This window comes from Luteibacter rhizovicinus, from assembly GCF_004342265.1.
GTDB lineage: Bacteria > Pseudomonadota > Gammaproteobacteria > Xanthomonadales > Rhodanobacteraceae > Luteibacter > Luteibacter rhizovicinus_B.
Genome location: NZ_SMCS01000003.1, coordinates 167717 through 194371, shown reverse-complemented (window position 1 = coordinate 194371; position 26655 = coordinate 167717). Strand labels below are relative to the sequence as shown.

General features: G+C 61.5%; 23 protein-coding genes. 17 read left to right on the top strand and 6 right to left on the bottom strand.

Annotation, left to right across the window (positions count from 1 at the left end):
• Nucleotides 1-495 precede the first annotated feature (495 nt).
• From EC912_RS09310 to EC912_RS09300, 3 genes are all read left to right on the top strand, one after another.
• Nucleotides 496-3330, top strand: coding sequence for a TonB-dependent receptor (locus tag EC912_RS09310; RefSeq protein WP_132143240.1), 2835 nt, complete (start codon nt 496-498; stop codon nt 3328-3330).
• A 28-nt stretch (nt 3331-3358) separates the two neighbouring features.
• Complete coding sequence (locus EC912_RS09305) at nt 3359-4255, top strand: aldose 1-epimerase (RefSeq protein WP_165973552.1); 897 nt, start codon at nt 3359-3361, stop codon at nt 4253-4255.
• A 90-nt stretch (nt 4256-4345) separates the two neighbouring features.
• Nucleotides 4346-6616 (top strand): alpha-galactosidase, encoded by a 2271-nt coding sequence (locus EC912_RS09300; RefSeq protein WP_132143236.1) that lies wholly within the window; start codon nt 4346-4348, stop codon nt 6614-6616.
• A 671-nt stretch (nt 6617-7287) separates the two neighbouring features.
• Here the strand turns inward: EC912_RS09300 and dgoD are convergent.
• The gene (gene dgoD, locus EC912_RS09295) at nt 7288-8436 is read right to left on the bottom strand and encodes a galactonate dehydratase (protein ID WP_132143234.1); all 1149 of its coding nucleotides are present in this window, start codon (nt 8434-8436) and stop codon (nt 7288-7290) included.
• 88 nt (nt 8437-8524) lie between these two features.
• Complete coding sequence (locus tag EC912_RS09290) at nt 8525-9262, bottom strand: FadR/GntR family transcriptional regulator (RefSeq protein WP_132143232.1); 738 nt, start codon at nt 9260-9262, stop codon at nt 8525-8527.
• Nucleotides 9263-9567: 305 nt separating this feature from the next.
• On the opposite strand from EC912_RS09290, the gene EC912_RS09285 reads away from it, so the two are divergent.
• The 4 genes from EC912_RS09285 (at nt 9568) to EC912_RS09270 (ending at nt 13624) form a co-directional block, all read left to right on the top strand.
• Nucleotides 9568-10542 (top strand): TolB family protein, encoded by a 975-nt coding sequence (locus EC912_RS09285; protein WP_132143230.1) that lies wholly within the window; start codon nt 9568-9570, stop codon nt 10540-10542.
• 114 nt (nt 10543-10656) lie between these two features.
• On the top strand, nt 10657-11748 hold the full coding sequence (locus tag EC912_RS09280; protein ID WP_243649209.1) for a sensor histidine kinase: 1092 nt from the start codon (nt 10657-10659) through the stop codon (nt 11746-11748).
• Nucleotides 11745-12500, top strand: coding sequence for a LytR/AlgR family response regulator transcription factor (locus tag EC912_RS09275; protein WP_132143226.1), 756 nt, complete (start codon nt 11745-11747; stop codon nt 12498-12500). Before EC912_RS09280 ends, EC912_RS09275 begins: the two co-directional genes overlap by 4 nt.
• Before the next feature lie 152 nt (nt 12501-12652).
• A complete protein-coding gene (locus EC912_RS09270) occupies nt 12653-13624 on the top strand; it encodes a TolB family protein (protein ID WP_132143224.1) in 972 nt (323 codons plus the stop codon).
• Between the two features lie 20 nt (nt 13625-13644).
• Here EC912_RS09270 and EC912_RS09265 read toward each other — a convergent pair whose 3' ends face one another.
• Nucleotides 13645-14136 (bottom strand): MerC domain-containing protein, encoded by a 492-nt coding sequence (locus EC912_RS09265; RefSeq protein WP_132143222.1) that lies wholly within the window; start codon nt 14134-14136, stop codon nt 13645-13647.
• Between the two features lie 56 nt (nt 14137-14192).
• Here EC912_RS09265 and EC912_RS09260 point away from each other — a divergent pair, with 56 nt between their 5' ends.
• From EC912_RS09260 to EC912_RS09235, 6 genes are all read left to right on the top strand, one after another.
• Nucleotides 14193-14723, top strand: coding sequence for a ZrgA family zinc uptake protein (locus EC912_RS09260; protein ID WP_132143220.1), 531 nt, complete (start codon nt 14193-14195; stop codon nt 14721-14723).
• Nucleotides 14720-15436, top strand: a complete 717-nt coding sequence (locus EC912_RS09255) for an ABC transporter ATP-binding protein (protein ID WP_132143218.1) — start codon at nt 14720-14722, stop codon at nt 15434-15436. The genes EC912_RS09260 and EC912_RS09255 overlap by 4 nt, the downstream gene beginning before the upstream one ends.
• A gap of 1 nt (nt 15437) precedes the next feature.
• Nucleotides 15438-16694, top strand: a complete 1257-nt coding sequence (locus EC912_RS09250; RefSeq protein ID WP_132143216.1) for an ABC transporter permease — start codon at nt 15438-15440, stop codon at nt 16692-16694.
• A gap of 110 nt (nt 16695-16804) precedes the next feature.
• Nucleotides 16805-17404, top strand: a complete 600-nt coding sequence (locus EC912_RS09245; RefSeq protein ID WP_243649208.1) for a DUF3299 domain-containing protein — start codon at nt 16805-16807, stop codon at nt 17402-17404.
• 45 nt (nt 17405-17449) lie between these two features.
• Nucleotides 17450-18733 (top strand): GTP-binding protein, encoded by a 1284-nt coding sequence (locus tag EC912_RS09240; protein ID WP_132143214.1) that lies wholly within the window; start codon nt 17450-17452, stop codon nt 18731-18733.
• Nucleotides 18712-19512 carry a hypothetical protein gene (locus EC912_RS09235; protein WP_132143211.1) on the top strand — a complete coding sequence of 267 codons (801 nt, stop codon included), beginning with the start codon at nt 18712-18714 and terminating at the stop codon, nt 19510-19512. The genes EC912_RS09240 and EC912_RS09235 overlap by 22 nt, the downstream gene beginning before the upstream one ends.
• A 52-nt stretch (nt 19513-19564) precedes the next feature.
• On the opposite strand, the gene EC912_RS09230 is transcribed toward EC912_RS09235, so the two are convergent.
• Nucleotides 19565-20464, bottom strand: a complete 900-nt coding sequence (locus EC912_RS09230) for a LysR substrate-binding domain-containing protein (RefSeq protein ID WP_132143209.1) — start codon at nt 20462-20464, stop codon at nt 19565-19567.
• A gap of 180 nt (nt 20465-20644) precedes the next feature.
• Between EC912_RS09230 and EC912_RS09225 the strand changes: the two genes are divergently transcribed.
• From EC912_RS09225 to EC912_RS09215, 3 genes are all read left to right on the top strand, one after another.
• Complete coding sequence (locus EC912_RS09225; protein ID WP_132143207.1) at nt 20645-21493, top strand: alpha/beta fold hydrolase; 849 nt, start codon at nt 20645-20647, stop codon at nt 21491-21493.
• Nucleotides 21494-21575: 82 nt separating this feature from the next.
• Nucleotides 21576-21974, top strand: coding sequence for a DUF427 domain-containing protein (locus EC912_RS09220; protein ID WP_132143205.1), 399 nt, complete (start codon nt 21576-21578; stop codon nt 21972-21974).
• A 41-nt stretch (nt 21975-22015) separates the two neighbouring features.
• The gene (locus tag EC912_RS09215) at nt 22016-22762 is read left to right on the top strand and encodes an SDR family NAD(P)-dependent oxidoreductase (RefSeq protein ID WP_132143203.1); all 747 of its coding nucleotides are present in this window, start codon (nt 22016-22018) and stop codon (nt 22760-22762) included.
• Between the two features lie 98 nt (nt 22763-22860).
• Here EC912_RS09215 and EC912_RS09210 read toward each other — a convergent pair whose 3' ends face one another.
• Nucleotides 22861-23607, bottom strand: coding sequence for an SDR family NAD(P)-dependent oxidoreductase (locus tag EC912_RS09210; protein WP_132143201.1), 747 nt, complete (start codon nt 23605-23607; stop codon nt 22861-22863).
• Nucleotides 23608-23877: 270 nt separating this feature from the next.
• On the opposite strand from EC912_RS09210, the gene EC912_RS09205 reads away from it, so the two are divergent.
• Nucleotides 23878-25524, top strand: coding sequence for an acetolactate synthase large subunit (locus EC912_RS09205; protein WP_132143199.1), 1647 nt, complete (start codon nt 23878-23880; stop codon nt 25522-25524).
• 14 nt (nt 25525-25538) lie between these two features.
• Here the strand turns inward: EC912_RS09205 and EC912_RS09200 are convergent, their stop codons facing one another.
• Entirely contained in the window at nt 25539-26570 is a 1032-nt protein-coding gene (locus tag EC912_RS09200; RefSeq protein ID WP_132143197.1) for a sigma-54 interaction domain-containing protein, read from the bottom strand.
• Nucleotides 26571-26655: the final 85 nt, after the last annotated feature.

Here is a 26655-nt window from a genome sequence, read left to right as displayed (position 1 = left end):
GTCGACGTAATCCGTTTCTGTCGCCACAGGTAACTATCGGCCAGTAACAAGCGCATGCCGTGTCGGTGTCCGGCTGCATGGTCATTACTCAGTCCGACGTTTCGCGAATTCACCTGGGCCGCCCCGGCGCCAGACGAGGGTGCGTGCATCCGCTCTCATGCTGCGGTGCAGCTTGCCGCGCTTTCAGAAATTACTATTATCCTACAATACGACAATTAGACTTAAGCATGATCCCAGCCCACGCGGCTGAAGCGTAGAGGAAGGCGACCTAAGCCTTCCGCTTCACGATGGATGAGGTCATGGGGTGGGCGGAGATAGGCGTTCCCAAGCGGTGGACTTTGTGCTGACCGGATAGTTCCGGCGGTGCGCGATGCGTGCGAGCGATAAGGCACGTTTCATGGTCGGACTGCAAACGGCTACGCCGCGTTGGGGCCGATGCGCAGTGGCAAAGCCGGTGCGGATCTCAAAAAATCAATCTAATAGCAGGGGCTCGACATGCAGCGAAAGATACTGGCGCTTTCCGTGCGCAACGCCTTGGTGGCAGTCATGAGTGCAGCCTGCGTCATCGGCTACACGAATGCACATGCGCAGGACGCCCCGGCTGGCCCGGCAAAGAGCGACACCGCATCCGCATCGTCTCCCACGGGCGAGCAAGATGCTTCGACCAAGGCCGATGCCAAAAAGGTAACCGACCTGAATGCGATCGCGGTGACCGGCCAGATCGGCTCGCTGTACCGTTCACAGCTCACCAAACAGGATTCGAACGGCATCGTCGACTCGGTGTCGGCCGAAGAGGCGGGCAAGTTCCCCGACCAGAACGTCGCCGACGCGCTGCAGCGCGTACCCGGCGTCTCGGTCAATCGTAGTGGCGGCGAGTCGAACCAGATCACGGTTCGCGGTTTCGGTCCTACCTTCGTCAACGTCCTGCTCAACGGCCGCACGATGGCGTCGGCGTCGTCCGATCGCGCGTTCAACTTCGACGTGCTGCCCTCGGAAGTGATCCAGCAGGCGGTGGTGCAGAAAACCAGCTCCGCCGATGTCGACGCAGGCGGCATTGGCGGCACCGTCAATATCCTTACGGCGCGGCCGCTGGACTTCAACGGCTTCCATATGACGGGAAGCGCGGCAGGCGTTAACGACAATATTGGTGGTGGCCTGTCGAGCAAGACCACGCCCAAGGTCTCGGGCATGATCGGCGACAGCAACAAGGATCACACCTTCGCCTGGCTGGCCTCGTTCGTCTATTACAAGCGCGACCACGTCCAGCAGTCGGTGGATACGTTGGGCTGGTTGACCAACCAGGATTTCTCGCGGATCAATCCCAGCTATACCAACATCGCTTTGCCGCAGACGCTGCAGGGTCAGGTCACCACGGAAACCCGGACGCGTAAGTCGTTCAACGGTGCGATCGACTGGATTCCGTTCGACAACCTGACGGTAAAGCTCGACGGCCTGGTGTCGGAATACAAAATCGACTCCAAGTACAACGCCTTCGGCTTGTTCACCAATACCGGCGTTATCCAGTCGATCACGCCCAATGCCAACGGCACGGCGCAGCATTTTACGGAGAACGGCAGCGGCGGTATGTCTAACGACTACGCCGAACAGTCCAATCCGCGCGATGCGATGAACGAGCAGTTTGGCGCCAATATTTCCTACAAGATAAACGACTCGACCCAGATCGACTGGGACACGGCCGTGTCCAAGGCGTGGAACAAGCAGTCCGCGAACGGCTATTTCGTGGTGCTGGGTACGCGCAACATCGGTGTGAACCCGTCGTGGACGAACAACGGCGCGAACAATCTGCCCAGCTACACGGGCAACCTGTCGCCGACCGACATCAATACTCTGTATGCGCACGTACCCAACACGGGCACGCAAAGCCCGAACGTCAGCGACAGCATTTTGCAGAATCGTCTGCACCTGTCCAAGACCTTCCTTGACGGCACGCTGTCGCAGCTGGACTTCGGCATCGAGCGTTCCGATCAGTCCAAGACCCAGGTCACCTACAGCCAGCCCGGCAGCTTCGGCTGCTCCGAGTACTGCGGTTATGTCGTCCCCGTGCCGGCCAGTGCCGTCGATGCGCATATCTACAATGCCGGCAGCCTGGTAAACGGCGCATCGCCCGGCTTCCCGCAGCAGTGGGTGGCGTACGACGTCAACAAGCTGTTTGCCTATCTGGCGACGCCTGCCGCATACAACCAGCTACCGAATCCCGAAGCGTTCAAGGCCATCCTCGATGCGAACGGCGGCTTCGGCGCACGGCCCGATCCCAACACGTATAGCCGGATCCGCGAGCGTATCGAGTCGGCTTACGCCATGGCCAACCTGCAGGGCGACTGGGCGAACATGCCCTGGAACCTGAATCTCGGCGCGCGCTATACGAAGACGAGCACCACCTCGTCGGCGTATTCGGCGCCGATCGTGGGGATTGCCGTCAATCCCAACGATCCCACCAATGCGATCCCGACCTACGGTCCGTTGCAGCCGATTTCCCGCAAGGGCAGTTACTTCAACTGGCTGCCGTCGGCCGCTTTCAAGCTGAACCTGCGCGACGACCTGATCTTCCGTCTTGCCGCATCAAAGACGTTGACCCGTCCGGACCTTGGCAATCTCTCGGCTGCGGTGTCCTATAACTTCCGTCCGCAGAACCAGACGGTCGAGCAGGGCAACACGGGGCTGAATCCGTATACGTCGAAGAATCTGGATACCGGCCTGGAATGGTATTTCAGCGATACCAGCTACATCGCGCTCGATGCGTTCTACAAGAAGGTCAGCAACTTCAGCACGCTGATTACGCGTTCGACCTCGATCCTCGGGTTTCCGTTCCAGCTGACCGAACCGGTCAACCTGAACAGCGCCGTGATCAAGGGTGCGGAGTTCACCTTCAACTATCAGTTCAAGCAACTGCCGTCGCCGTTCGATGGCCTGGGTATTACCACCAACTACACCTATGTCACCAGCGACGCGTCGATCAGCCCCAACATCATCTCCACCTCGGGCAAGTTCGCGGTGCCGGGTATCGGCGATTCGGCCAATGGCACGATCTACTATCAGAAGGGTCCGCTGGAACTGCGCCTTGCGTATAACTGGCGCGACAAGTACCTGGCATCCATCGCTGGCGGACAAGGCCAGCCGACCACGGTGAAGTCGTACGGGCAGCTGGACTTCAGTGCCAACTACAAGATCAACGATCATGTTTCTATCTTCCTGGACGAAACCAATCTCACGAACGAAACCATCTCGCAGTACCAGGTCTATCTGGACCGCGAGAGCTATGCCGAAGCCAATGGGCGCACGCTCTTCATGGGTATTCGTGGATCGTGGTGAGCCGGGCGACGGTCGGAGATAGCTGCTCTTGCTGCATCTGAAAAACGCAAGACTAAGCGTGCGGGTACTGCCCGAAGCCGGCGGAAGTCTCGCCGGCTTCGACTGGTGCGGACGAGCAGAGTCGATTCCCCTGATGCTTCCTTACGATCCGTTGCTTGCGGCACCGGAGGGCCAGCTGGATCCCAACCAGCTGGCCTGCTATCCGTTGCTGCCGTGGGGCAATCGTATTTCTGGCGGCGGGTTCGAGGTGGCCGGCCGTCGCGTTTCGTTGTCGCCCAACCGCGACGATGAGCCGTTGCCGATTCACGGCAGTGGCTGGCAGCGCGTGTGGCAACCGGTGCGTCACAGCGAGCATGAAGTCGTCCTGGAACTGACTGAAACGACGCCTGACGCCTATTCGTATCGGGCGAGCATGCATTACGCGCTACGCGACGATACCTTGCAGGTCGATCTGCGGGTGACGAATATCGGTTCATCCGTCATGCCCTTCGGTCTTGGCCTGCATCCCTTCTTTCCGCGACACGGCGCCGTGGAGTTGCTCGCGCCGGCATCGAAGGTCTGGGTCAACGATGGACATTCGCCGTTGCCGGTGGCTCTCGTCGATGTGCCGACCGCATGGGATTTCAATCGCAACCGGGCATTACCTGCCGAAGGGCTGAACCATTGTTTCCGACCGTGGACGGGGAGTGCCGTCATATCGTGGCCACGGGAGGGACTTCGCCTGCACGTGGAGGCGGATGTCGATGCATTCGTGCTTTACACGCCCGCCGATCAGGAATTCTTCTGTTTCGAGCCGGTGGATCATGCGATCAATGCCGTCCATCTGCCGGGCGGTGCGGTTGCGAACGGGATGACGCTTCTGGCACCACAGGCCAGCCTCGCGCGCCGCTTTGTATTTCGCGCGGTCGACGATGATCTGGTATGAACGATTCTCTCAATAAGTAACTACGGCACGACCGCGGCCCGGTCGGCATGCGAGGCGGCAACGCCCGACGATCCAGAGGATAGACAAGTGATGCGAACGAAGACGACCGTGGTTGCCGCCATGCTTGCGCTGAGCACGTTGGTAGGAAGTGCCGTCACGACGGTTGGCGCCACATCGGCGGTCTCGCAACAACAGGGCACGCCGATTCGCTACGACGCCGAACACCGGGTCTTCCGGATCGACGCGGGTAAGGTCACTTACGCCTTTGGCGTGAATGGTGACGGCATACTGCAGACGCTCTACTGGGGATCGCGGCTGGCGACGGACGATCCCATCGGTCCGGCCACGGTGCATAAGGAACGCTCGTCGTTCGATCCCGTGGGCGCCAACACGCCGCAGGAATACGCAGGCTGGGGCGGCCCGATCACGGTCATGCCCGATCTGAAACTGCATTTCGCCGACGGCAATCGCGACCTGATACTTCGCTACGACAGTTACAAAATCGAGAACGGCAGCCTGCAGGTCACGCTACGTGACAGCAAGGCCGATGTAACGGTGGCACTGCGTTACATCGTCGATCCGGCCACCGGCATCATCGGCCGTTCGGCCCGGATCGAAAACCACGCATCGCAGCCGCTGACCATCGACCGTGCCGCGGCAGCCAGCTGGAACCTGCCGCCTGCTACCGATTACTCGCTGCGCTATCTCACCGGCACATGGGCCGGCGAATGGCACGTACGCACGCGGCCGTTGACGCCGGGCGCCACCGAGCTGGAGAGCCGGCGCGGTTCGACGGGCGACGAGAACAATCCGTGGTTCGCCATCGCACGCGGTGCCGAATGGAACGAGTCGCACGGGCGTGTCTGGTTCGGTGCACTGGCATGGAGCGGTTCGTGGAGCATCCACATCGATCAGGACATCCTTAGCCAGGTACGCGTCACCGGCGGTTTCAATCCATTCGATTTTGCCTACCGGCTCGAACCGGGGCAGGGCCTCGATACGCCGGTGTTCTACGCAGGCTATACCGACGAAGGCATCGGCGAAGCGTCGCGTCTTATGCATAAATTCGAACTGACGCGGATCTTGCCCGGCAGTTCGAAACTGAAACCGCGACCCGTCCTTTACAACTCGTGGGAAGCCACGGAGTTCAAGGTCAACGAGGCCGACCAGGAGCGTCTGGCCGAAAAGGCCGCGAAGCTGGGTGTCGAACGTTTCGTCATCGATGACGGCTGGTTTGGCGCGCGTAACAGCGATCATGCGGGGCTTGGCGACTGGGTGGTCAATCGCGAGAAATTCCCGAATGGCCTCAAGCCGCTGATCGACAAAGTGCATGGGCTGGATATGAGCTTCGGCATTTGGGTCGAGCCGGAGATGGTCAATCCGGACAGCGACCTGTATCGGCAGCATCCGGATTGGGTGCTCAATTTCGAGGGACGGCAGCGCAGCGTGGCGCGCAATCAGCTGGTGCTGAACCTGGCGCGCGAGGATGTGCGCGCGTACGTGTTCAACATGCTGGACGACCTGCTCAGCAAAAACGACATCCAGTTCCTGAAATGGGATTACAACCGCAACTGGTCCGAACCCGGCTGGCCGCAGATGCCGCCCGAACAGCAGCAGAAGGTGTACGTCGCCTACGTGCAGAATCTTTACGACATCCTGCGCCGGTTGCGCGAGCGTCATCCGAACGTCGAGATAGAGTCCTGCTCGGGCGGCGGCGCCCGCGTCGATCTGGGCATCATGGGACTGACCGACGAAGTGTGGCCTTCGGACAACACCGATCCATCCGATCGCCTGTCGATCCAGGACGGTTTCTCGTATGCGTATGCCCCGGCCGTGATGATGTCGTGGGTGACCGGGTCGCCGAACTGGGTCAACGGGCGGCGCAGCTCGCTGGACTTCCGCTTCCTGGCGTCCATGCAGGGGGGTCTGGGTATCGGCGCGAACATCCTGGAGTGGACGCCCGCCGAAGATGCCACCGCGCGCGCCTACATCGCCGCCTATAAGGGCATTCGCGAAACCGTGCTCCATGGGCGGCTATATCGCCTGCTGTCGCCGCAGGATCGTGCACCGCAATCGGCGACGGAATCGGTAGCGGCCGACGGCAGCCAGGCCGTTCTGTTCGCCTTCCTGCGCCAGGGTCAGGAGGCGCTGGCTTACCCCACGCTTTATCTGCAAGGCCTGGACGATGCGGCGCAGTATCGTTATCGACTGATCCACGGCAAAGTCGCGGCAGGTACGCCGGCGGTCGCCAGCGGAGCGTACTGGAAGCATCACGGTATCGATATCGAACTGCGCGGCGATCTGGATGCTGCTGCCGTGGTGTTCGAGCGCGTCGGTGCACAGAAAAAAGGCGGCCGCTGAGCGACCGCCTTCGGGAGTCATCCGGTCGTAGATGACAGGATGACTCGTTCGATTACCTAACCGTCATTCCCGCGCAGGCAGGAATATGGTGCGGTGCAAGGGGTTATCGCGATAACGTGGGTTCAGCACTTTCTGCAACCTCGAGGACATCGCGCTCGAGCACACCCCTACACAAGCCTGCGTGCCAACCGTGGCCGTTCCCTCATCGTCACCCCGGCGTACGCCGGGGTCCGCAGCGACCACGTGCGGCAAGCCCGAACGCTGAGGCGTCCGCTTGAAAGCGACCATCGCTGTCGCGAACACCGACCGCCTCGACGCGGGTTCCGGCGTGCGCCGGAACGACGATGAGGGCGAGCGGATGCTTTCGACTTAATCCGAAAAACGCATGCGATTTATTGAGAGCACAACACTGCAGCTCTTCGTCACAGCACGCCTCACCATCCGGCAGGCATCTGTGCGATGTACGACGCTACGGCGAAGAGCTGATCGAGCGTGATCGCGACAACCCCATGCATCGCACTGGGCTCCTGCCTGCGCAGGAGCGACGGTGAAGGGGACAGGGCCTGTCGCTTATTCTTCCGACCCGAGGATCGATTATTCCGGACAGCAGTGCGCGCAGGCAGAGACGGCGGAAATGAAGGTCGCCGACGCTTACTGGCAAGTCGCTTCGATCACCACTCCGCCACACTGCCATCCGCATGGCGCCACTCCGGGTTACGCCAGCGATGACCGACGGCGGCGCGTTCGGCCACGTACTCTTCGTTCACCGTGATGCCCAGGCCCGGCCCCTGCGGAATGGTGACGTAGCCATCCTCGTAGGTGAAGACACTGCGGTCCGAAACGTAGTCGAGCAGATCGTTGGCTGCGTTGTAGTGGATACCCAGGCTTTGCTCCTGGATGAACGCGTTATGGCAGACCGCGTCCAGTTGCAGATTGGCCGCCAGCGCGATCGGGCCGAGCGGGCAGTGCAGCGCGATGGCCACGTCGTACGCTTCGGCCATCGCGGCGATCTTGCGCGTTTCGGTGATGCCGCCGGCGTGCGAGGGATCGGGCTGCAGGATGTCCACGCCACCGATCTGCAGCACGCGCTTGAAGTCGTAACGCGAATACAGCCGCTCGCCGAGTGCGATAGGCGCGGGTGAAATCGCAGCCAGTTCGGGAATCGATTCCAGATGCTCGGAGAGCACCGGCTCCTCGATGAACATCAGTTTGAATGGCGCCAGTTCGCGCATCAGCACCTTGGCCATCGGCTTGTGCACGCGGCCGTGGAAATCCAGACCGATGCCGACGTGCGGTCCGACCGCATCGCGCACCGCTTGCAGGTTTTCGAGTACGCGTTCGACCTTGTCGTAGGTATCGACGTACTGCAGTTCCTCGGTGGCATTCATTTTCACGGCGGTGAATCCGCGAGCCACGGCATCCTTCGCCGCCTTGGCGGTGTCGGCCGGGCGATCGCCGCCGATCCACGAGTACACGCGGATGCGATCGCGCACCGGGCCGCCAAGCAGCACGTGCGCCGGCTGGTTCAGGTCTTTGCCCTTGATGTCCCACAGCGCCTGGTCGATGCCCGCGATCGCGCTCATCAGTACCGGGCCGCCACGATAGAAGCCGCCGCGATACATCAGGTTCCAGAGGTCCTCGATGTTGCGCGGATCCTTGCCGATCAGATAATCGGACAGCTCGTCGACCGCCGCGGCGACGGTATGCGCGCGACCTTCCACTACCGGCTCGCCCCAGCCGCACAAGCCCGCATCCGTGTCGATACGCAGGAACAGCCAGCGCGGCGGCACCAGAAAAGTAGTCAGGCGGGTGATCTTCATGCGGTGATTTCCAGAGACATGGGCGATATGGCCGTCCAGCCAGTACGCGTGCGGGTAAGAGTTGCCTCTTCGAGGCCGATCGGTTTGCTCATGAGGCCGAAGCTTTGTTGCTGGCCTGTTTGTTGTTGGCCTGATGGCGGCGGATGTTGTTGCGCGAGTCGTCCACCATCTTCACCATCGCCTGACGCGCCACCTCGGGCTGGCGGCGGCGGATCGCCTCGTAGACCTTCAGGTGCTGGGGCAGGGCGAGTTTGAAATTGGCCGAATTGCTCGCCGACAGCACGAAATACGTGCCCAGCGCCGTTTCGATGACCGAAAACAGCGACGTCATCAATTCGTTATTGGTGGCCTGGAGCATGCTTTCGTGGAAGGCCAGATCGGCTTCCGCCCAGGCATCGAGGGTTTCGGATGCATCCATCGCATCGTAAGCAGCCTTGATGACGGCCAACTGCTCCGGCGTGCGCCGGCGTGCGGCGGCGGCAGCGGCGGCGGGCTCGATGATCTCGCGCATTTCCACCAGCTTCTCGACGAAACTTTCCGTCGGCATCGACGCGCAGCGCCAGGCAAGCACGTCGGCATCGAGCTGGTTCCAGTAAATGGCTTCCCGCACCCGGGTGCCCGTTTTCTGGCGGGATTCGATCAGTCCCTTGGCCGAGAGCACCTTCATCGCTTCGCGTAGCGCGGTGCGACTTACGTTCATGCGTTCCGCAAGCAACTCCTCGCGCGGCAGGCCTTTGCCCGCCTCGAGCTCGCCACTCACGATCAACCGCCCCAATTCCTGAATTACCTGGTTGTGCAGGCTGCGTACGGCAATGGGTTTCACCATTCGCTCTCTCCTTGGGGTGAATAGCCTCGCGGCGGAAGCGGCCGCGTCGCGACGGACCGTTGCCGTGAAGGTTGGACGAAACCCGGAAGTCTGTCAGTAGTGGATGTAATTTATACTACAAATTCATCGCCGGGTAGGGTTTCAGGTTGCTGTCCGCGTCGTCCGCGGCCTGGCGAGACCGCTCACCCACCAATCCGCACCGCTTGTCACGGCGGACGCACCAGCCGTCACCGGACGGGCGACGTCGTGCCCGGGCTCGCGCTAGCTTGCATGTCTACGCGGGACTGAGCGACGAAGGGACGGGCATGCAATTATCGATGGGGTTCGCGACGGCGGCTGGCGTTATGGCTTTCTTTGGCTCGGGTAGCCCGGGCCATCCGCCGGCCGCTCCGGTACCCGCCGTCTTCGCACCGGGCGTCATTTCGGGACCGGCCGACGATGCCGCGCCGGCTTTCACGCCGGACGGCAGGACGGTGTATTTCATGCGTGGCACGGACGACGGATCGACGCTGATGGAGTCGCATCTCGACGGTCGCTGGTCGGCTCCGCGAACCGTGTCGTTCTCGGGGCATTGGCGGGATCTCGATCCGGCGATGGCTCCGGACGGTTCGTTCCTGCTGTTCGTTTCCAACCGCCCGGCCGAGGCGGGCGGTCAGCCTGTCGATGCGACCGGTACCGGCAAACGGAGGCCGGGTCTTGGCATGAATATCTGGCGCGTCGATCGCCAGCAGAATGGCTGGGGTACGCCAGTGCGCTTGCCGGACGCAGTGAATGCCTGCGGTATGACCTTCGCTCCGAGCGTCGCCGCGGACGGAAGCATCTATTTCATTGGGTGCGCCCCGCCGGACATTGGCCTTCACCTGCTGCGGTCCCTGTATCGGGAAGGTCGGTACCAGACACCGTCCCCGGTGTCCCTGGGCGACGTCGGTGCGCAGATACGCGATCCGGCGATTGCTCCCGATGGTTCGTATATCGTCTTCAGTATCAAGCACGATCCCGCGCAGCCTTATCGTCTGGCTATCGCGTTCCATGGCCGCGACGGCTGGAGTAAGCCGCTCGATCTGGGCGATGCCGTCAACAGCGGCACGCACAGCATGGGGGCCCAGTGGGGGTGCGATCGGCGGACCCTTTATTTCTATAGCGACCGTCGTTTGCCGTCCTCCGATCCGGATGGCGCGGCGACATGGAACAACGGCGGCGATAACATCTGGCGTGTATCGTTGACCCCATGGCTGGAAGCGCACGGTGCGGGAACATCCGTGGTGTGCACAACGGGCTGACCGATGGCGGATGCGGGATCCGCTATCGATGTCTTTGGGCACTTCCGGCGGTCGGTCCCGGCTTGCAAACTGGTCGGCAACCGGCAACCGGCAACCGGCATCCACGAGGATCATGTGTTCAACCGCATCGCATCGCTACGCTGGAAGACCTGGGGGCTGGTTTTCGTCTTCTGGACGATGCTGGCACTTTCCTACACGGCCAGCATGGTGATTTCCTCGATCAGCGAAGGGTCGCCAGTCGCCTGGTCGCGCCCGTTCACATGGAACCTCACCAACTTCTATCTCTGGATGCTGCTGACGCCGCTGGTCGCCTGGCTCGGACGTCGCGGCGGCGGCCACGGTTGGGCGCGTTTCTGGGCCGTGCATGTGCCATGCAGCGTTGCGATTGCCGCGATCCAGGTAATGATTCTGATGTCGATTTACTGGCTGCTTTGTGGGCCGCCCGCGTCCAGGAGCGACATGTCCTTCGTTGCGTTCGCGCGCATGCAGTCCGTCTATAACGTCCATCTCGGCTGGATCACCTATTGGGTGCTGCTGGTGGTGTTGCGCGGGATGGAATCGCAGCGGCGGCTGCGCGACGAACGGCTTCGCAGTTCGCAGCTGGAAACCCGGTTGGTGCAATCGCAACTGCAGACGTTGCGCGTGCAGTTGCAACCGCATTTCCTGTTCAACACGCTAAATGCGATTTCGGCATTGGCGCTTGCCGACCCTGTGCAGGCACGGCTGATGATCGCACGGTTAAGCGACTTCCTGCGACTTACGCTGGAGGAACGTCATGCGCAGCAGGTACCGCTGTCGCGCGAACTGGAATTCCTGGAATGCTATCTGGGCATCCAGCAGGTACGTTTTCAGGATCGGCTGACTACGCACCTGGATATCGCCGGCAATACGGTGCATGCGCTGGTACCCAACATGATCCTGCAACCGCTGGTCGAGAACGCACTGCATCACGGTCTGCTGGACAAGCCCGAGCGCGGCACCCTGCATATCGTCACCCGGCGCGATGGCGACGAGTTGCATTTACAGGTGGACGACGATGGTCTCGGTTTGCCGCCGGGTGGCCCGAAGGACGGACTGGGGCTTGGCAATACCCGCACCCGGCTGGAAATACTGTTTGGCACGGCGGCGACACTGGAACTATGGAACAAGCCGGAAGGCGGTACACGGGTGGAGCTGCGTTTTCCGTTCCGGGAGCAAGCGACGTGACTTTGCCATCCATCCGCACCTTGCTCGTCGACGACGAAGTTCTGGCCCGATTGGCTCTGCGCCAGGCGTTGGGTTCGCATGCGGATGTCGAGATCGTCGGCGAATGCGGCAATGCCGTCGAAGCCCAACAGGCCATCAAGGCGCTCGATCCAGACCTGCTATTCCTGGACATACGCATGCCGGGTATGGACGGATTCAAGCTGTTGCACAACCTGAATCCGAGGACATTGCCGATGGTGGTGTTCGCCACGGCCTTCGGTCAGCATGCGTTGCGCGCGTTCGACGCCAATGCGCTGGACTATGTGCTCAAGCCGATCGATCAGGCCCGTTTCGATCAGGCCATGACCCGTGTACGGCAACATTGGCAGGGACTGCATGCGGCTTCGTCGGGGAGTGTTTCCACCGTTCGATCCACGCCCTATCTGCAACGCATCAGCGTGCACAGTGGCGAACACATACGCGTGATTGCCACGGCCGATATCGACTGGATACGTGCCGACGGTAACTATGTGCATATCCATACCGGCGGCAAGGCGTATCTTCATCGCGAGACCTTGCGCCATCTGCTGACGACACTCGATCCGGCGCGATTCCTGCGCATCCATCGTGGCACCGTAGTCAATATCGAGCGCATCCGGGAAGTGCATCCGCTGTTCCAGGGCAGTGCCGAAGTGGCGTTGTACGACGGGACGCGGCTCAACCTCAGCCGGCGCTTTCGTATGCAGGCTCGCCGCGCATTGGGCATGCCCTGATACACGTGGTTGCGGCGACATGTGCCGTTCGCCCCCGGCATCCAGCCGCTTGTCCCTCGGCGGCGACCAACGATCACAAATCGGCTGCGCCTTAGCGATCCCCGCACGATGCTATGGATCCAAAGCATCCCCACGCGGGAAAGGAAAGCAGCATGCGATTGAACACGTTCGTTCTGGCTATGTCGTTGGCGCTGGTCGCGGTATCCGCCGGGGCTGGCGAATTGCTTGGCCCCGGGATCATTTCCACCGATCAGCAGGAAACGTCGGCCACGCTTACGCCCGATGGCAACACGCTGTTCTTCATGCGCTCGGATTTCGCGGAGAAGGACGACACCATCCTGGTCTCGCATCGTAGCGGGAGCCGTTGGTCGGCACCGGAAGTCGCCTCGTTTTCGGGACAGTGGCATGACTCCGAACCGGCGCTGTCGCCGGATGGCAAGCGCCTGTACTTCGTGTCCAACCGTCCGCTTCATCCTGGCGACGCGCTGATGATGGTGGAGATGGGGGGGCAGCGATTTCCCGGCACGAATCTCTGGTACGCCGAACAGCAGCCGGGCGGGCGCTGGGGCGAGCCGGTACACGTGGATGGTGCGCTCAACGACGGCGCGATGCTCTACAACCCATCGGTGGCGGCCAATGGAAATATCTATTTTTCCGCGCACCGGGACGACTCTGGAAAGCTTTATCAGATATACGTCGCACGTCGCACAGCGAACGGTTACGCAGCTCCACAAATGCTGGACCTGGGCGACATCGGCCGCAATCGCATGGACCCGGGCGTGGATCCCGAGGAGCGATTCCTCGTCTATGCCGGCAACGAAGGCGATTCGCTGGGTAGCGCCGATATCTACATCGTGTTCCGCGACGCGGATGGAAAATGGGGCAAGCCGGTCCATCTGCCCGGCGAGGTCAATAGTGCGTCGCTGGAGAACGCTCCCGCAGTCGGCCGCCACTTCGGCGAACTCTATGTATCGAGCAATCGCCAGGAAGAGATACGGTTCCCCAAGCCGCGCGACACCGCGGCTTCTTTGCAGGGACGTCTGCAAGGTCCGCTCAACGGGTCGCGCAACATCTGGCGTTTCGATATCGCCGACGTATTACGTGCGCACGGTATCGATCATTGACAGAAGATAGGGTGCGGCAATCACGGTTGCCGGGAGGTTTCCATCGATGAAACCGGGGGCGGCGATACGCGCGGCCCCCGGTTTTCTCCCTGCCTGCGAAGCATCCGCAGGTTGACGAGATGTCCGATGACCAGAAGGGCGCCACCCAGGACGACGCCTGCGATGTGCACCCAGCCGCCGGCCAGCATGCGTCCGTACCACGCCGCGACGAGCGACACACCACCGCTGCACGCGATCAGCGAAGGGTAGAGGGAGCGGTGCCATCGGCGTCCGTGAGCCATGGCGACCGCGCTCAGGAGCAACCCGAATCCAATGAACCACGGCTCGAGACTGATCAGTCGCAACAGCGCCATGGCTATGCCCCGGTTAGGGGCATTGAACGAATACAGCGCGATAGATAGGGAGGGGATGGCGAAGAGCAGGAGTGGCAACGCAAAGCAGTGAACAGCGCAGATCACCGCCCACGTGGCGGCGATGCGATCGAGCGCGACGGACGGGGCGTAGCGGGGCATGGACAACTTGAGTGTCTTCCGATAATGTAACGTTATAACATTACATCAAGTGACGTATGAGAAATTCCATAGCGGCATTTCTGTTGGTGGCCAGCATCGCGGCCGCTTCCGTACGAGCCCAGGACGTCCGTCAGCTCGGCCCCCACGTGCACGGGCAGACACGCGTCCAGGTGGTGGTCGACGGCGATACGCTCGATGTTTCTCTCGTCATTCCGGGAGCGGATGCGGTGGGCTTCGAGCATCCGCCCGCGGGACCGGTGGAGGCGGCGGCATACAAGAACGCCGTGGCAAAACTGCGTGTCTCCCGGCGATGGTTGCAACCTTCGGCAGCGGCGGCGTGTGTGCCTGTGTCGGTCGAGGTCAGCCCTCATGGTTACGGGCAGGATGCAGTCGTTGGAATGCACGCCGAGCTGGAAGCGATTTATCGATTCCGCTGCTCGCATGTGTCCGCTCTCGATGCCATCGATGTACGACTCGTCGACGTGTTCCCGGCGACGCATACGATCGTTGCCGATGTCCTGCTGCATGACGGGGCCCTGCGGCAGGAACTCGATCCGGGCATGGTCAGGATCGACCTCAAGCCATGATTCCGTGGGGCGCCGTGCCGTTGCTGACCTGTCGCGACCTGCGTTTCTCGTGGCCGCGTACGAATGCCACGCTGACGATCCGCGATTTTCAGGTGGGACAAGGCGAGCGCGTTTTTCTTTGCGGACCGAGCGGCAGCGGCAAGAGCACGCTCCTCGGACTGATCGGAGGCGTTCTGCAACCGCAGGGAGGCGAGCTTGTCGTACTCGAACAATCCCTGTCGGTGCTTACGCCCGCCCGGCGCGACCGGTTCCGCGCGGACTTTCTCGGCTTCATCTTTCAGCAGTTCAATTTGCTGCCGTTTCTAGATCCGGTCGAGAACGTCATGCTTGGCTGCGCGTTTTCACCTTTGCGGAAGGTACGTGCCATGGCGTCGGGCGGCACGGTACGCGACGAAGCGCTCCGGCTCCTGGTCGCCCTTGGCCTGGATGCGCGCATTCTCGAACGACGGGGCACGGGTCAACTCAGCGTGGGGCAGCAACAGCGCGTGGCCGCCGCGCGTGCATTGATCGGTGGGCCCGATCTGGTGCTTGCCGACGAACCGACATCGGCACTGGATGCCGCTACGCGAGATGGCTTCCTTCGCCTGCTATTGGCCGAGTGCGCGCGTCATGGTGCGGGACTGATTTTCGTGAGTCACGACATGGCACTCGCCAGCCAGTTCGATCGGGTCGTCGCGCTTGAGACCTCGCCTTCGCGGCAGATGGAGGCATGAGGTGGAACTCGTTCGGTTGACCTGGAAGAGTCTTCGACAGCGCCGCGCCGGCGCTTCGCTTACCGTGTTTACGATTGCCCTGAGCGTATTCCTGCTACTTGGCGTGGAACGTGTACGCACGGACGCGCGCCAGGGATTTGCCAGCACCGTCGCCGGGACAGACCTGATCGTCGGCGCACGATCGGGCTCGGTCAACTTGCTTCTGTACTCGATATTTCACGTTGGCGAGGCGACCAACAACATCACCTGGAAGACCTACGAACAGATCGCGGCGATGCCCGACGTGGCCTGGACGGTGCCGTTGTCGCTGGGCGATTCGCATCGTGGATTCCGCGTGATGGGGACGTCGCGAAACTTCTTTGTCCACTATCGCTACGGCCGCGGGCAGCCGTTGGATTTCGATCGGGGCGGCCCGTTCGACGATTTGTACGATGCCGTCGTCGGTGCCGAGGTCGCGCGTCGCCTGCAATACAAGATCGGCGACCGGATCGTTCTTGCGCATGGTCTGGGCGGCCCCGCGTCGGCCATGCATGCCGACAAACCGTTTCGTATCGTCGGTGTGCTGGCGCCCACGGGAACGCCCGTCGACGCGACGGTCGCAGTCAGTCTTGAGGCTATCGAAGCGATTCATGTCGACTGGCGATCCGGCGTGCGTCTTCCCGGGGTTGGCGGAAACGCGGCCGATGCCCGGCATCTGGATCTCACGCCGAAAGCGATTACTGCCTGTCTGGTGGGCCTGAAGTCGCGTCTTTCGGCTTTCGCATTTCAGCGAGCGGTCAACGATTATCCCGAAGAGCCGCTTCTGGCTATTCTGCCCGGCGTCGCGCTTGGCGAGCTGTGGCATCTGATTGGCACGGCGGAAAATACGCTGCGCATCATCAGCGCGATGGTCGTCGTCGTCGGCATGATGGGTATGTTGACGGGTCTGTTGAGCATGCTCAACGAACGTCGGCGAGAGATGGCGATCCTTCGCGCGGTGGGCGCATCGGCAGGAACGGTGTTTGCCTTGCTTGTCGTCGAAAGCGTCGTGCTTACAACAGCCGGCGCCATTCTCGGTTATCTCCTGCTATACGCGGTACTCGTGTTGAGCCATCAATATGTTCTGGCGCATTTCGGGTTGTCGCTCGATGTGGCACCAGCACTCTCCGAGTGGGGGCTGTTGGGGGCAGTCATGTGTCTTGGTCTGGTCGCCGGATGCATCCCCGGCTGGATCGCTTATCGGCGCTCTCTTGTCGATGGCTTGCAGGTGCGCCTGTGACGTGTGCGTGGTCATTGCTTCGACTATTGCCGCTGGCCGCATTATTCGTGGGGCTCGTTGCGTGTGGCGACAGAAGCGATGCGGGCTCCGCGGCAACCGCACCGAATCCGTTGGCGACCGCTCAGCGGCAGGCTGACGAGGGCCGTGCCCGACGCGCGGCTGCCGCTGCCGATGGCGCGCTCGCTGCGGAAACCTATGCGGCATCGCGTGGCAGCGTCGCGATCCAGTCCGCACTGGGTCCATCCGACAAGGACGGATATGCGGAACTGGACTGGAGTCAGATGGTGCCGCCGGAGGACATGAAACTTCTGGAGGACGCGCCACCCGTCTTGCACATCGGCTCGCGACGAAGCGCACAGGTGGGAACTCTGCATACCGTTGGGGCACTGGAGGGGCGGAAGGTTCGCCTGCCGGGATTCGTCGTGCCGCTCGAATCGGACGGCAACGGGCATATGACGGAGTTCTTCTTCGTTCCTTTCTACGGGGCGTGCATTCATGTTCCGCCACCACCGCCGAACATGTTGGTGCACGTCCGGCTGGCGAAGCCTATCGATACGCCGAGCCTGTACGACACGTTCACCCTGAAGGGGACGTTGCATACGGTGGTCACGCAGAACGCCATGGCGTCGTCGGCGTATGCCATGGATGGCGCCACGCTGGAAACCTATCGAAACGACGCCGCCGAACGACTGCGCAACGCATTCGAATAGAAGCATCTGCAACAGACATGCGCCTAAATCCATCGGGAGAAATCTATGCAAAATCGTGAGCTTCGCTCTGGACGCCCCTTGCCGGTAACCGTTCTCTCCGGGTTCCTCGGTGCGGGAAAAACGACGGTGTTGAACCATGTCCTTCGCAATCGCGAAGGACGCCGCGTCGCCGTGATCGTCAACGATATGAGCGAAATCAATATCGACGCAGCGCTGATTCGCGACGGAGGCGCCGAACTGAGTCGCACCGACGAGAAGCTCGTCGAGTTCAGCAATGGATGCATCTGCTGCACCTTACGCGACGATCTGATGCAGGAGGTGAAGCGACTGGCCGGCGAGGGGCGCTTCGACTATCTCCTTATCGAATCGACGGGCATTTCCGAGCCGATGCCTGTCGCGGCGACTTTTCATGTGCGCGACGACGCGGGTTTCAGTCTGTCCGACGTGGCTACGCTGGATACGATGGTGACCGTGGTCGACGGGCACAGTCTTCTGGCCGATTATGGCTCGACCGATACACTTGCCCAGCGTGGCGAGACGGCGGGTGAGGGCGATGCGCGGTCGCTGGTCAATCTGCTTACGGAGCAAATCGAGTTCGCCGATGTCATCGTCGTCAATAAATGCGATCGGCTGACTGACGATCAGCGCCTTGATGTGCACAGGGTGTTGCGCGCGCTCAATCGCGACGCCCGGCTTGTCGATGCGACTCGCGGTGAAATCGAACTCGCTGCGGTACTCGATACGGGATTGTTCGATTACGATCGAGCACAGCGCGCACCGGGCTGGGCCAAGGAGCTTTTAGGCGAACACCAACCCGAGACCGAGGCGTATGGCATTACGAGCTTCGTATATCGCAGCGACAAGCCTTTTCATCCAGCACGCTTTCATGACTTGCTGACTCGCGGCATTCCCGGCGTGCTCCGCGCGAAGGGATATTTCTGGCTGGCCAACCGGATGGATTGGGTGGGCAGTCTCGCGATTGCCGGAGGCGCGACCGAAACGACTCCCGCCGGTCACTGGTGGGCGAGCCGGTTGCGTGTCAGGGCAGGGATGCGACGTCCGTTCGGATCGCAGGACCTGGCGGTACGCCCACCTTCCGGGAACGAATTGCCCAGTATCGAGCAGCGCAAAGCGCTGGAAGACGTATGGCATCCGATGTTCGGCGATCGGCGGCAGGAGCTCGTAATGATCGGTATCGACATGCCTGAAGCAGATATCCGCGCGACGCTGGACACATGCCTGCTACGCGACGACGAATTCGTCCGTGGTCCCGTCGCCTGGCAGGCGTTTCAGGATCCCTTTCCCTTGTGGTCGTCCGCTGCCAGGTGAAGTCGTTTGCGCGCCATGTTTCGATGCGGCGGTTAGGCGTCGCCGGTGCCGCGTTGATCGCGATAGCCGGTGTCGCCTTTCTTGCATGCGGGCCCGTACGCCTTGGCGATCCGGCAACAGTGGAAGTCAAAGCCGGGCATGCCGGGTTACCTCCTCCGCTGTATGCCGTTCTGGGGCCTGACGAGGAAAGCCTGGGGCAACTGCTGAACGACCACGATGACTTCGCCAGCGACGTCACTTTCCTGATCGTGGCCGCCCAGCGTCAACTCTGCTTCCCCGATCACGCCCACGAGTTGGAGTATATGGCGGTGGCCGCGCAGCTGCCGGTCCTGAAGGGCTCCGCGACCGCGCTTGCCGGGAAGCCGGCATGGCGCGGTCGGTTGTATAGCGCCATCCGGGAGATTGCTTCGCGCGCGCCATGCGAAGGGCGTTTCGATGCGGGGATAGGTTCGTTTCACGTAACGATCGAGTCGGCGAAGTATGCGCAGGCGTTTCCGGACAGTTTTTTCGACCTGTCGTTGGTCGCGACACCGGTCGAATATGGCGGGGAGTCCCTTGGCGACCGTTCGCAGGACGACTGCGTCCGTATTGCTTATGGTGCGTTGCCGCTGGACGAGATGGGCACATGGCAATGTGCCGCCGTGCGTGCCGATGCGCGAAAGCATGTCGTGGAATTGTGCCGCCAGCGAATGGCCAGCATCGGTACGTCGGGAAACCAGGATCAGCTTGCTTCCGCTATCCATGGCGCGGCCACACGATTGCCGGCGTCGTGTCGATAGGGCGACCGGACAGGGCGACGGGATTTCATGCAAAATACTTCACCGCTTCGACTCACGGCCGAGGCTTCGAAACGCGTGCGATCAGGTCATCCAGATGCGACAGAAACATCTTCAGGATCGGCGATTTGTTCGATTTGCTGTAGCCAACCGCCAGATCGATGGTGGGTGCCTGACCCGACAAGGGACGGCTGATTACCGACCAGGGCATGAGGTTCTGCACATAAGCGGGAATCAGTGCCAGGCCACGTGTCGAAGCCACCAGTGACATCACCATGGCGGGGTTGTCGACGACTTGTTCCGGTGTGATGTCAACGCCGGAGCGCTCAAGGTAGTCGTCGATCACCGCACGCAGCACGGTGGCCTTGTTCCCCATGCCTATGAAGGGTTCTCCCAGGAGATCCTGGGGTCGAATCGTGTCGCGCGATGCCAGCCGATGATCGCTGGGCATCAGCACTATCAACGGCTCGTGCGTCACCGGGCGGTAGACGAGTTCGTAATCGGGTTCTGCGCGCAGAAACGCGAGGTCGAGCTTGCCACGAACCAGCGCTTCGGCGAGGTCCGGCGAATAGTCGCTTGAAACGGTGATTTCGATGTTCGGCAGCTCGGCGCGAAGAATGTGCATGGCTTCAGGCAGCCAGGTCATTTCCTGCCCGGTAAGAAAACCCAGTGCGAAGCGTTGTTTGCCCGGTTGCGCGGCCCTGCGCGCAGCGTCGATGGCGGCATCCACCTGGCTCAACGCCAGGCGCGCATGGTCGAAGAACACCTTGCCTGCCTCGGTAAGGGTTACTCCCCGCGCACTACGGATCAGCAGATCCACACCGACCTGATCTTCCAGATCTTTGATCTGCCGGCTTAGCGACGGCTGCGACGTGTGCAGGCGGCGTTCGGCAGCCACCGTCAGGCTGCCCGTTTCGGCGACCGCGACAAAGTACCGGAGGTGGCGCAATTCCACGGATTCTTTTCCATGTCATGCCTATCAGGCATGGGCACCAGCTTACAAAGTCTTTTTCAAGTGCGCTACAGGAGTGCAGATTTCGCATTGTGGCGAAGCATTCCGAATCGATAGCCATGCCTGAAAGGCTCTTCCTGCGCCCCGTGATATCGATCCGAACCATTCCAGAGGAGTTCCGACTTGAGCAGCCATACCCATCAAACGGCCCCCACCCGGTACGTCGACGCCAACGGCATTCGCTTTGCCTATCGACGCTTCGGCAAAGCCGGTGGCGTGCCTCTCGTACTCAACATGCACTTCATCGGCACGATGGATCATTGGGATCCCGCCATCACCGATGGCTTTGCCAAAGATCGCGAAGTGATTCTGTTCGACAACGCCGGCATCGCGAGCAGCACCGGTGAGGTGCCGACCACCATTGAAGGCATGGCCGTCAATGCGGCGGCATTTATCAAGGCACTTGGTCTGGACCGGGTCGACGTACTCGGCTTTTCGTTAGGTGGCCTGATTGCGCAAACCTTGACGCTGGACGAGCCGAAACTCGTTCGCAAACTGATTCTGGTCGGTACTGGGCCGCGCAGCGGCGAAGGGATGTCCTCGCTCACACCGGAGGCGCAGCAGGTGTTCGGTGCCACCTATGACGAACCGGATCATCTGTGGCTGAAAGTCTTTTTCACGGATTCGGATGCCAGCCAGATCGCGGGTCGTGCCTTTCTCAAACGCTTTCGCCAGCGCATCGAGAACCGCGATCCGGAGGTCGACGAGAAGGTGGCGCCGGCGCAGATCGAAGCGCTTACCAAATGGGGCGCTCCGCGCGAAAACCCGTATACGTACCTGAGAGCGCTCACGCAGCCGACCCTGGTCATCAACGGCGACAGCGACGTGATCATCTACACGGCCAACTCTTGCATCCTTCAACAGAATATTTCCAATGCGCAGTTGATCCTGTACCCCGACGCCAACCACGGGTCGCAATACCAGTATCCCGAGCGATTCGTGCAGCACGTCTCGACTTTCCTGGCCGAATAACCCGCCAGGACAAACGCCTCTTGTCTCGCCTCTTTTACGGGGCGAGACGACCCCTCGTCGTTATCCTTCGTGGAGACAGACCGTGACCCAGCCCACATCCCCCAATGCCAGGACGATCAAGGTACCCGGAGCGGATCATCCCATCACGATCGTTCGCAACGAACAGCGCGTCGTTGTGAAGATCGCTGGCCGCATCATCGCGGATACGCGTAATGCATTGACGCTGAAAGAGGCCAATTATCCGGCGGTCCAATATATCCCCCGGCAGGACGTCGACATGACGCTTCTGCAACGTACCGAACACGCGACTTACTGTCCCTACAAGGGCGATTGCGTTTACTACAGCATTCCTGCCGGTGGCGAGCGCGCCACGAATGCGGTGTGGACGTACGAGCAACCCTACGATGCTGTCGCCCTGATCAGGGACCACGTCGCGTTTTACCCGGATCGCGTCGATACGATCGAAGTACTCGAGCACTGATATCCCCTCTACCCAATACCCCATGAAAACGGAGAAACCTCGTGAGCAACCTCACTGGTAAAACCGCCCTGGTGACTGGCGCTTCGCGCGGCATCGGCAAGGCCGTTGCGCTTGCGCTGGCCAAAGCCGGCGCGCAGGTTCTTGTCCACTACAGTAGCGCGCAAAAGGAAGCCGATGCCGTCGTGGCGCAGATTCGCACGGCGGGCGGCCGTGCCGAGAAAGTGGGAGCGGATCTGAGCGCGCCGGATGGCCCGCATGAACTAGCCAGACAGGTTCGCGGCATCATCGGCGCCCGGTTGGACATTCTTGTCGCCAATGCCGGTATCTCGAAGGCGGCATCGATCGAAGAGACCACCATCGATGACTTCGACCAGCTCTTTGCCGTCAACGTGCGTGCTCCGTACTTCCTGATCCAGCAGTTATTGCCGGCCATGTGCACGGGAAGCAATATCGTCTTCACCTCGTCGCTCGCCGCGCGTGCCGTCGTGGGCAATCTGTCCGCCTATGCGGCGACCAAGGGCGCGGTGGACACGCTGGTCAAGCATTTCGCCGCGTCGCTCGGGCCGCGCGGTATCCGCGTCAACGCCGTCGCACCGGGTGTGGTGGAGACGGAGATGTCGAACTTCACCAAGACCGAAGAGGGCCGCAACGCGGCGCTCGGCATGCAGGCGCTCAAGCGCGTGGCGCAGCCTGACGATATCGCTGGTGCGGTTGCTTTCCTTGCCTCGGACGAGGCGCGCTGGATCACGGGCGACATCTTGCAGGTGGACGGCGGATCGAAGCTGTAACGATGGCGATCCCGTAGCGTTCTCGTCAGGCGCCACGCACACCATCTCACTCGATGCATCAGGCCGGATGCGGAGAAGAACTCCGCATCCGGACAGGATCAGTTGGCGGTATGGCCGCCGTCGACGTTGAGGATATGGCCCGTTATGAATGACGCGGCATCCGATGCGATGAATACGATAGCGTCGGCTACTTCTTCCGAAAGGCCGAGGCGACCTAGCGGAACTCCCGACACCAGAGCAGCCTTGTTCTCTGGCGTGCCTGTAAAGCGGGTCAACATGCCGGTATCCGTGGGGCCGGGCGCCACGCCGTTTACACGGATTCCCGACTGGGCGATCTCGAGCGCCACCGACTTGGTGATGCCTTCGACCGCGTGCTTGCTACCAACATAGATCGAGGCTCCTGCTGCACCCTCGTGTCCATAGGTCGATGAAATGTTGATAATGTTGCCGCTGCCCTGTCCTTGCATGGCGCGCACTTCGTGTTTCATGCTCAGGACCACGCCGAGGACATTCGTGTCGAACGTCGCGGCATAGCTTTCAGCGGTCTGGTCCGTAATCGGACCAACCTGGCCTTCGGTGGCAGCGTTGTTCACTGCGACATCGAGACGGCCAAACCGTGCGACCGTCTTGTCGACCATGGCGCGGACCTCGTCCTCTTTGCGGACGTCGACGTTGATGAATTCCGCCTCCGCGCCGAAAGAGCGAAGCTCCACGGCCAGTGCGTTGCCGACCTCGGCGTGCCGGCCGGCAACGACTACCTTCGCGCCCTTTTTGGCAAAGGCGACGGCAGCGGCACGGCCTATGCCCGTGAGGGCTCCCGTAATCAAAACGACTTGCTTGCTCATTGCGTTATTCCCGATGACAGATGGATGCATGTAACTGACTCAGGAGCAGGGACATGTCTTGTCTATCGACTATCCATGCTTCCATGCAGGCCACTGTGGGCTTCCGTGGTGCGCATGGAAAAGACTTTGTAAGCAGAGGGGCATACCTCTCAGGCATGGAGTGGTTGTGGTGTCAAAGCCTTCGGGGAGTTCGTTGTACTCTGGCGCCACGCATGTCGATTTTTCCGACGTAGCAGTCGCGAAGTTCCGCTTTTGAATGGGAGAGTTACCGTGGCCAAAGGCTCCGACCTGTTAGTCGCCGCTCTCGAGAACGAGGGTGTCGACCGAATTTTCGGTATCCCCGGAGAGGAAAACCTCGACGTCGTCGAGTCCATCCGGAAGTCGTCGATTCAACTCGTCCTCACACGGCATGAACAAGCGGCGGCATTCATGGCTGCCACCTACGGCCGGCTTACCGGTAAGCCGGGGGTATGCATCACGACGCTCGGGCCCGGGGCACTGAACCTGACGACAGGTGCCGCTTATGCGTTGCTCGGGGCCATGCCGATGATCATGATCACCGGCCAGAAGGCCATCCTGTCATCCCGGCAGGCGCGATTCCAGATCGTGGATATCGTGACCGTGATGAAACCGCTGACGAAGCTTTCGCGTCAGATCGTTTCCGCAGCGACGATTCCCGCGGTCGTACGCGAAGCGTTTCGTGTGGCGGAGGAAGAGCGTCCGGGGCCAGTGCATCTGGAGCTTCCCGAAGACATCGCCGCCGAAGCGTGTCAGGACGTCCCTTTGGTTCCGCCTCATCCGGTGGAACTTCCGCTGGCAAATGCAACGGCCCTCGATCGGGCTGCGCAGATGATCATGCAGGCGAAATCGCCGCTTTTGATGCTCGGCGCGGCGGCATCGCGTCCGCGATCGACGGCGGACCTCGCCCAGTTCGTTCTGCGGACACGGATTCCGTATTTCACGACACAGATGGGGAAAGGTACGGTCCCAGGCGGAACCGAACTCTACATGGGGACGGCGGCGCTCTCCGAGCGGGACTATGTGCATGAGGCTATAGAGCAGGCTGACCTCATCGTCACCATCGGTCACGACACGGTCGAGAAACCGCCGTTCATCATGGGGATCAATGGTCCCAAGGTCGTCCACGTGGGATACCTGCCGGCCAATGTCGAGCAGGTCTACTTTCCTCAGGCGGAAGTCATTGGCGATCTCGGCCCTTCGCTGAAACTTCTTGCGGACCGCATCGAAGGCAAGATCCCCCACGCGCAAGCACTCCTGCCGTTGCGCGAGGGTATTCTGAACCGGATTGCCGCGCGCGCTACCGAGGATCGCCTCACGCCGCAACGTCTGGTGCACGACGTCCGCGAAGTCATGCCGTCGGACGGCATCCTCGCCCTGGACAACGGCATGTATAAAATCTGGTTCGCGAGAAACTACCGAACGCAGGTTGCTAACACGCTCTTGCTGGATAACGCCCTGGCCACCATGGGAGCGGGTCTGCCATCCGCGATCATGGCCGCGATACTTTATCCGGAACGCCGCGTCATGGCGGTCTGCGGTGACGGCGGTTTCATGATGAATAGCCAGGAACTGGAGACAGCCGTCAGGCTCGGACTCAACCTCGTAGTGTTGATCATCGAAGACCATGCCTTCGGCATGATCCGGTGGAAGCAGGCGGTCGATCGCTTCCCGGACTTTGGCATGACGTTCGGTAACCCGGACTTCGTGACTTACGCCGCCGCTTATGGCGCTAAGGCAACCCGGGTCGGCGAGGTCGGCGAGCTGCGACCGGCTCTGGAGAACGCATTCACGGGCGGAGGCGTGCACCTTGTCATCGTGCCGGTCGACTATTCGGAAAATACGCGGGTCCTGGTCGATGAGCTGCAACAACGGCTGCCGATAGTGCCGCGGGTTTGACGATAGCGCTGGCGCTACGGAACGTTCGTCGAGCCCAGCTTCCCATCCGGCCAGTGCTTGCGAATAAGCCGGCAGAACGCGCTGCGCTCCTTATGCGCCAGGCGCGCGGCGAGACTGACATTGCCACCGGCCATCGACAGCACCTCGGTGACGTAGGATCGCTCGAAGCGAGCGACAACTTCGGCCTTCGCGCACTTGAAAGTCTTTGCATGCGCGCTGGGAGCACGCGCGGCAATGCCCTCCCTGCGCGGCGAGGTGAAGTGCAGCACGTCGTCTTCGCTGAACAGGTATTCGCGGTGGATCAGGTTCTCCAGCTCACGCACGTTTCCGGGCCATGCGTAATCGCGCAGAAACGCTTCGGTCTCCACGTGAAGCAGTTTGTCGGGGCGTTGATAGCGCTGGCCGAGCCGGCGCAGGAAGGCATCGGCCAGCAGCGCCGCGTCGCCGGGGCGTTCGCGCAGGCTCGGCAGCCGGAACGCCAGTACGTTGAGGCGGAAGAACAAGTCCTGACGGAACTGGCCCTGCGTGGTCATCGCTTCGAGGTCTGCATTGCTCGACGCGATGATGCGCGTGTCGGCGTGCAGGGTCCGACGCCCGCCCACGGCACGGTATTCCTGGTCCTGCAGGAAGCGCAGCAGGACCACTTGCGTGCGCTGTGACATGGTTTCGATTTCGTCGAGCAGCAGCGAGCCGCCATGGGCCTGCGCGATCAGTCCGGGCGCGGCATCGCGTGCATCCGTATACGCACCGCGTTCGTGGCCGTACAGCTCGCTTTCCAGAAGGCTTTCGGGTATCGCGCCGCAGTTGACCGCGACGAAGGGCGCATTGCGCCGCGCACTCATGTAATGGATGGCCCGAGCGGCCAGTTCCTTGCCCGTACCGGTTTCGCCTTCGATAAGCACCGGAGCGGTGCAGGCGGCGACCTTGCGGATAAGCTCCAGCGCGGCGAGGAATGCGGGCGATGTCCCGATGAGATTGGGCCGGTCGACGTCGTGCTCCCGGCCAGGTTCGGCCAGTACGCGATCGACCCGGTTCGACTGTTCCATGCCGCCCCCGATTCCGCATGCCGCGGATTTGGTCAGAGCAATCCCCAGCGCAGGAGATTAGCACGCGGAACGGGATCGTAATTAC

What these genes read in the sequence shown, in the direction of transcription:
- EC912_RS09310 (WP_132143240.1), top strand. Translation starts at nt 496, where the DNA reads ATGCAGCGAAAGATACTGGCGCTTTCCGTGCGCAACGCCTTGGTGGCA.
- EC912_RS09300 (WP_132143236.1), top strand. Translation starts at nt 4,346, where the DNA reads ATGCGAACGAAGACGACCGTGGTTGCCGCCATGCTTGCGCTGAGCACG.
- dgoD (WP_132143234.1), bottom strand. Translation starts at nt 8,436, where the DNA reads ATGAAGATCACCCGCCTGACTACTTTTCTGGTGCCGCCGCGCTGGCTG.
- EC912_RS09290 (WP_132143232.1), bottom strand. Translation starts at nt 9,262, where the DNA reads ATGGTGAAACCCATTGCCGTACGCAGCCTGCACAACCAGGTAATTCAG.
- EC912_RS09285 (WP_132143230.1), top strand. Translation starts at nt 9,568, where the DNA reads ATGCAATTATCGATGGGGTTCGCGACGGCGGCTGGCGTTATGGCTTTC.
- EC912_RS09270 (WP_132143224.1), top strand. Translation starts at nt 12,653, where the DNA reads ATGCGATTGAACACGTTCGTTCTGGCTATGTCGTTGGCGCTGGTCGCG.
- EC912_RS09265 (WP_132143222.1), bottom strand. Translation starts at nt 14,136, where the DNA reads ATGCCCCGCTACGCCCCGTCCGTCGCGCTCGATCGCATCGCCGCCACG.
- EC912_RS09260 (WP_132143220.1), top strand. Translation starts at nt 14,193, where the DNA reads ATGAGAAATTCCATAGCGGCATTTCTGTTGGTGGCCAGCATCGCGGCC.
- EC912_RS09255 (WP_132143218.1), top strand. Translation starts at nt 14,720, where the DNA reads ATGATTCCGTGGGGCGCCGTGCCGTTGCTGACCTGTCGCGACCTGCGT.
- EC912_RS09240 (WP_132143214.1), top strand. Translation starts at nt 17,450, where the DNA reads ATGCAAAATCGTGAGCTTCGCTCTGGACGCCCCTTGCCGGTAACCGTT.
- EC912_RS09210 (WP_132143201.1), bottom strand. Translation starts at nt 23,607, where the DNA reads ATGAGCAAGCAAGTCGTTTTGATTACGGGAGCCCTCACGGGCATAGGC.
- EC912_RS09200 (WP_132143197.1), bottom strand. Translation starts at nt 26,570, where the DNA reads ATGGAACAGTCGAACCGGGTCGATCGCGTACTGGCCGAACCTGGCCGG.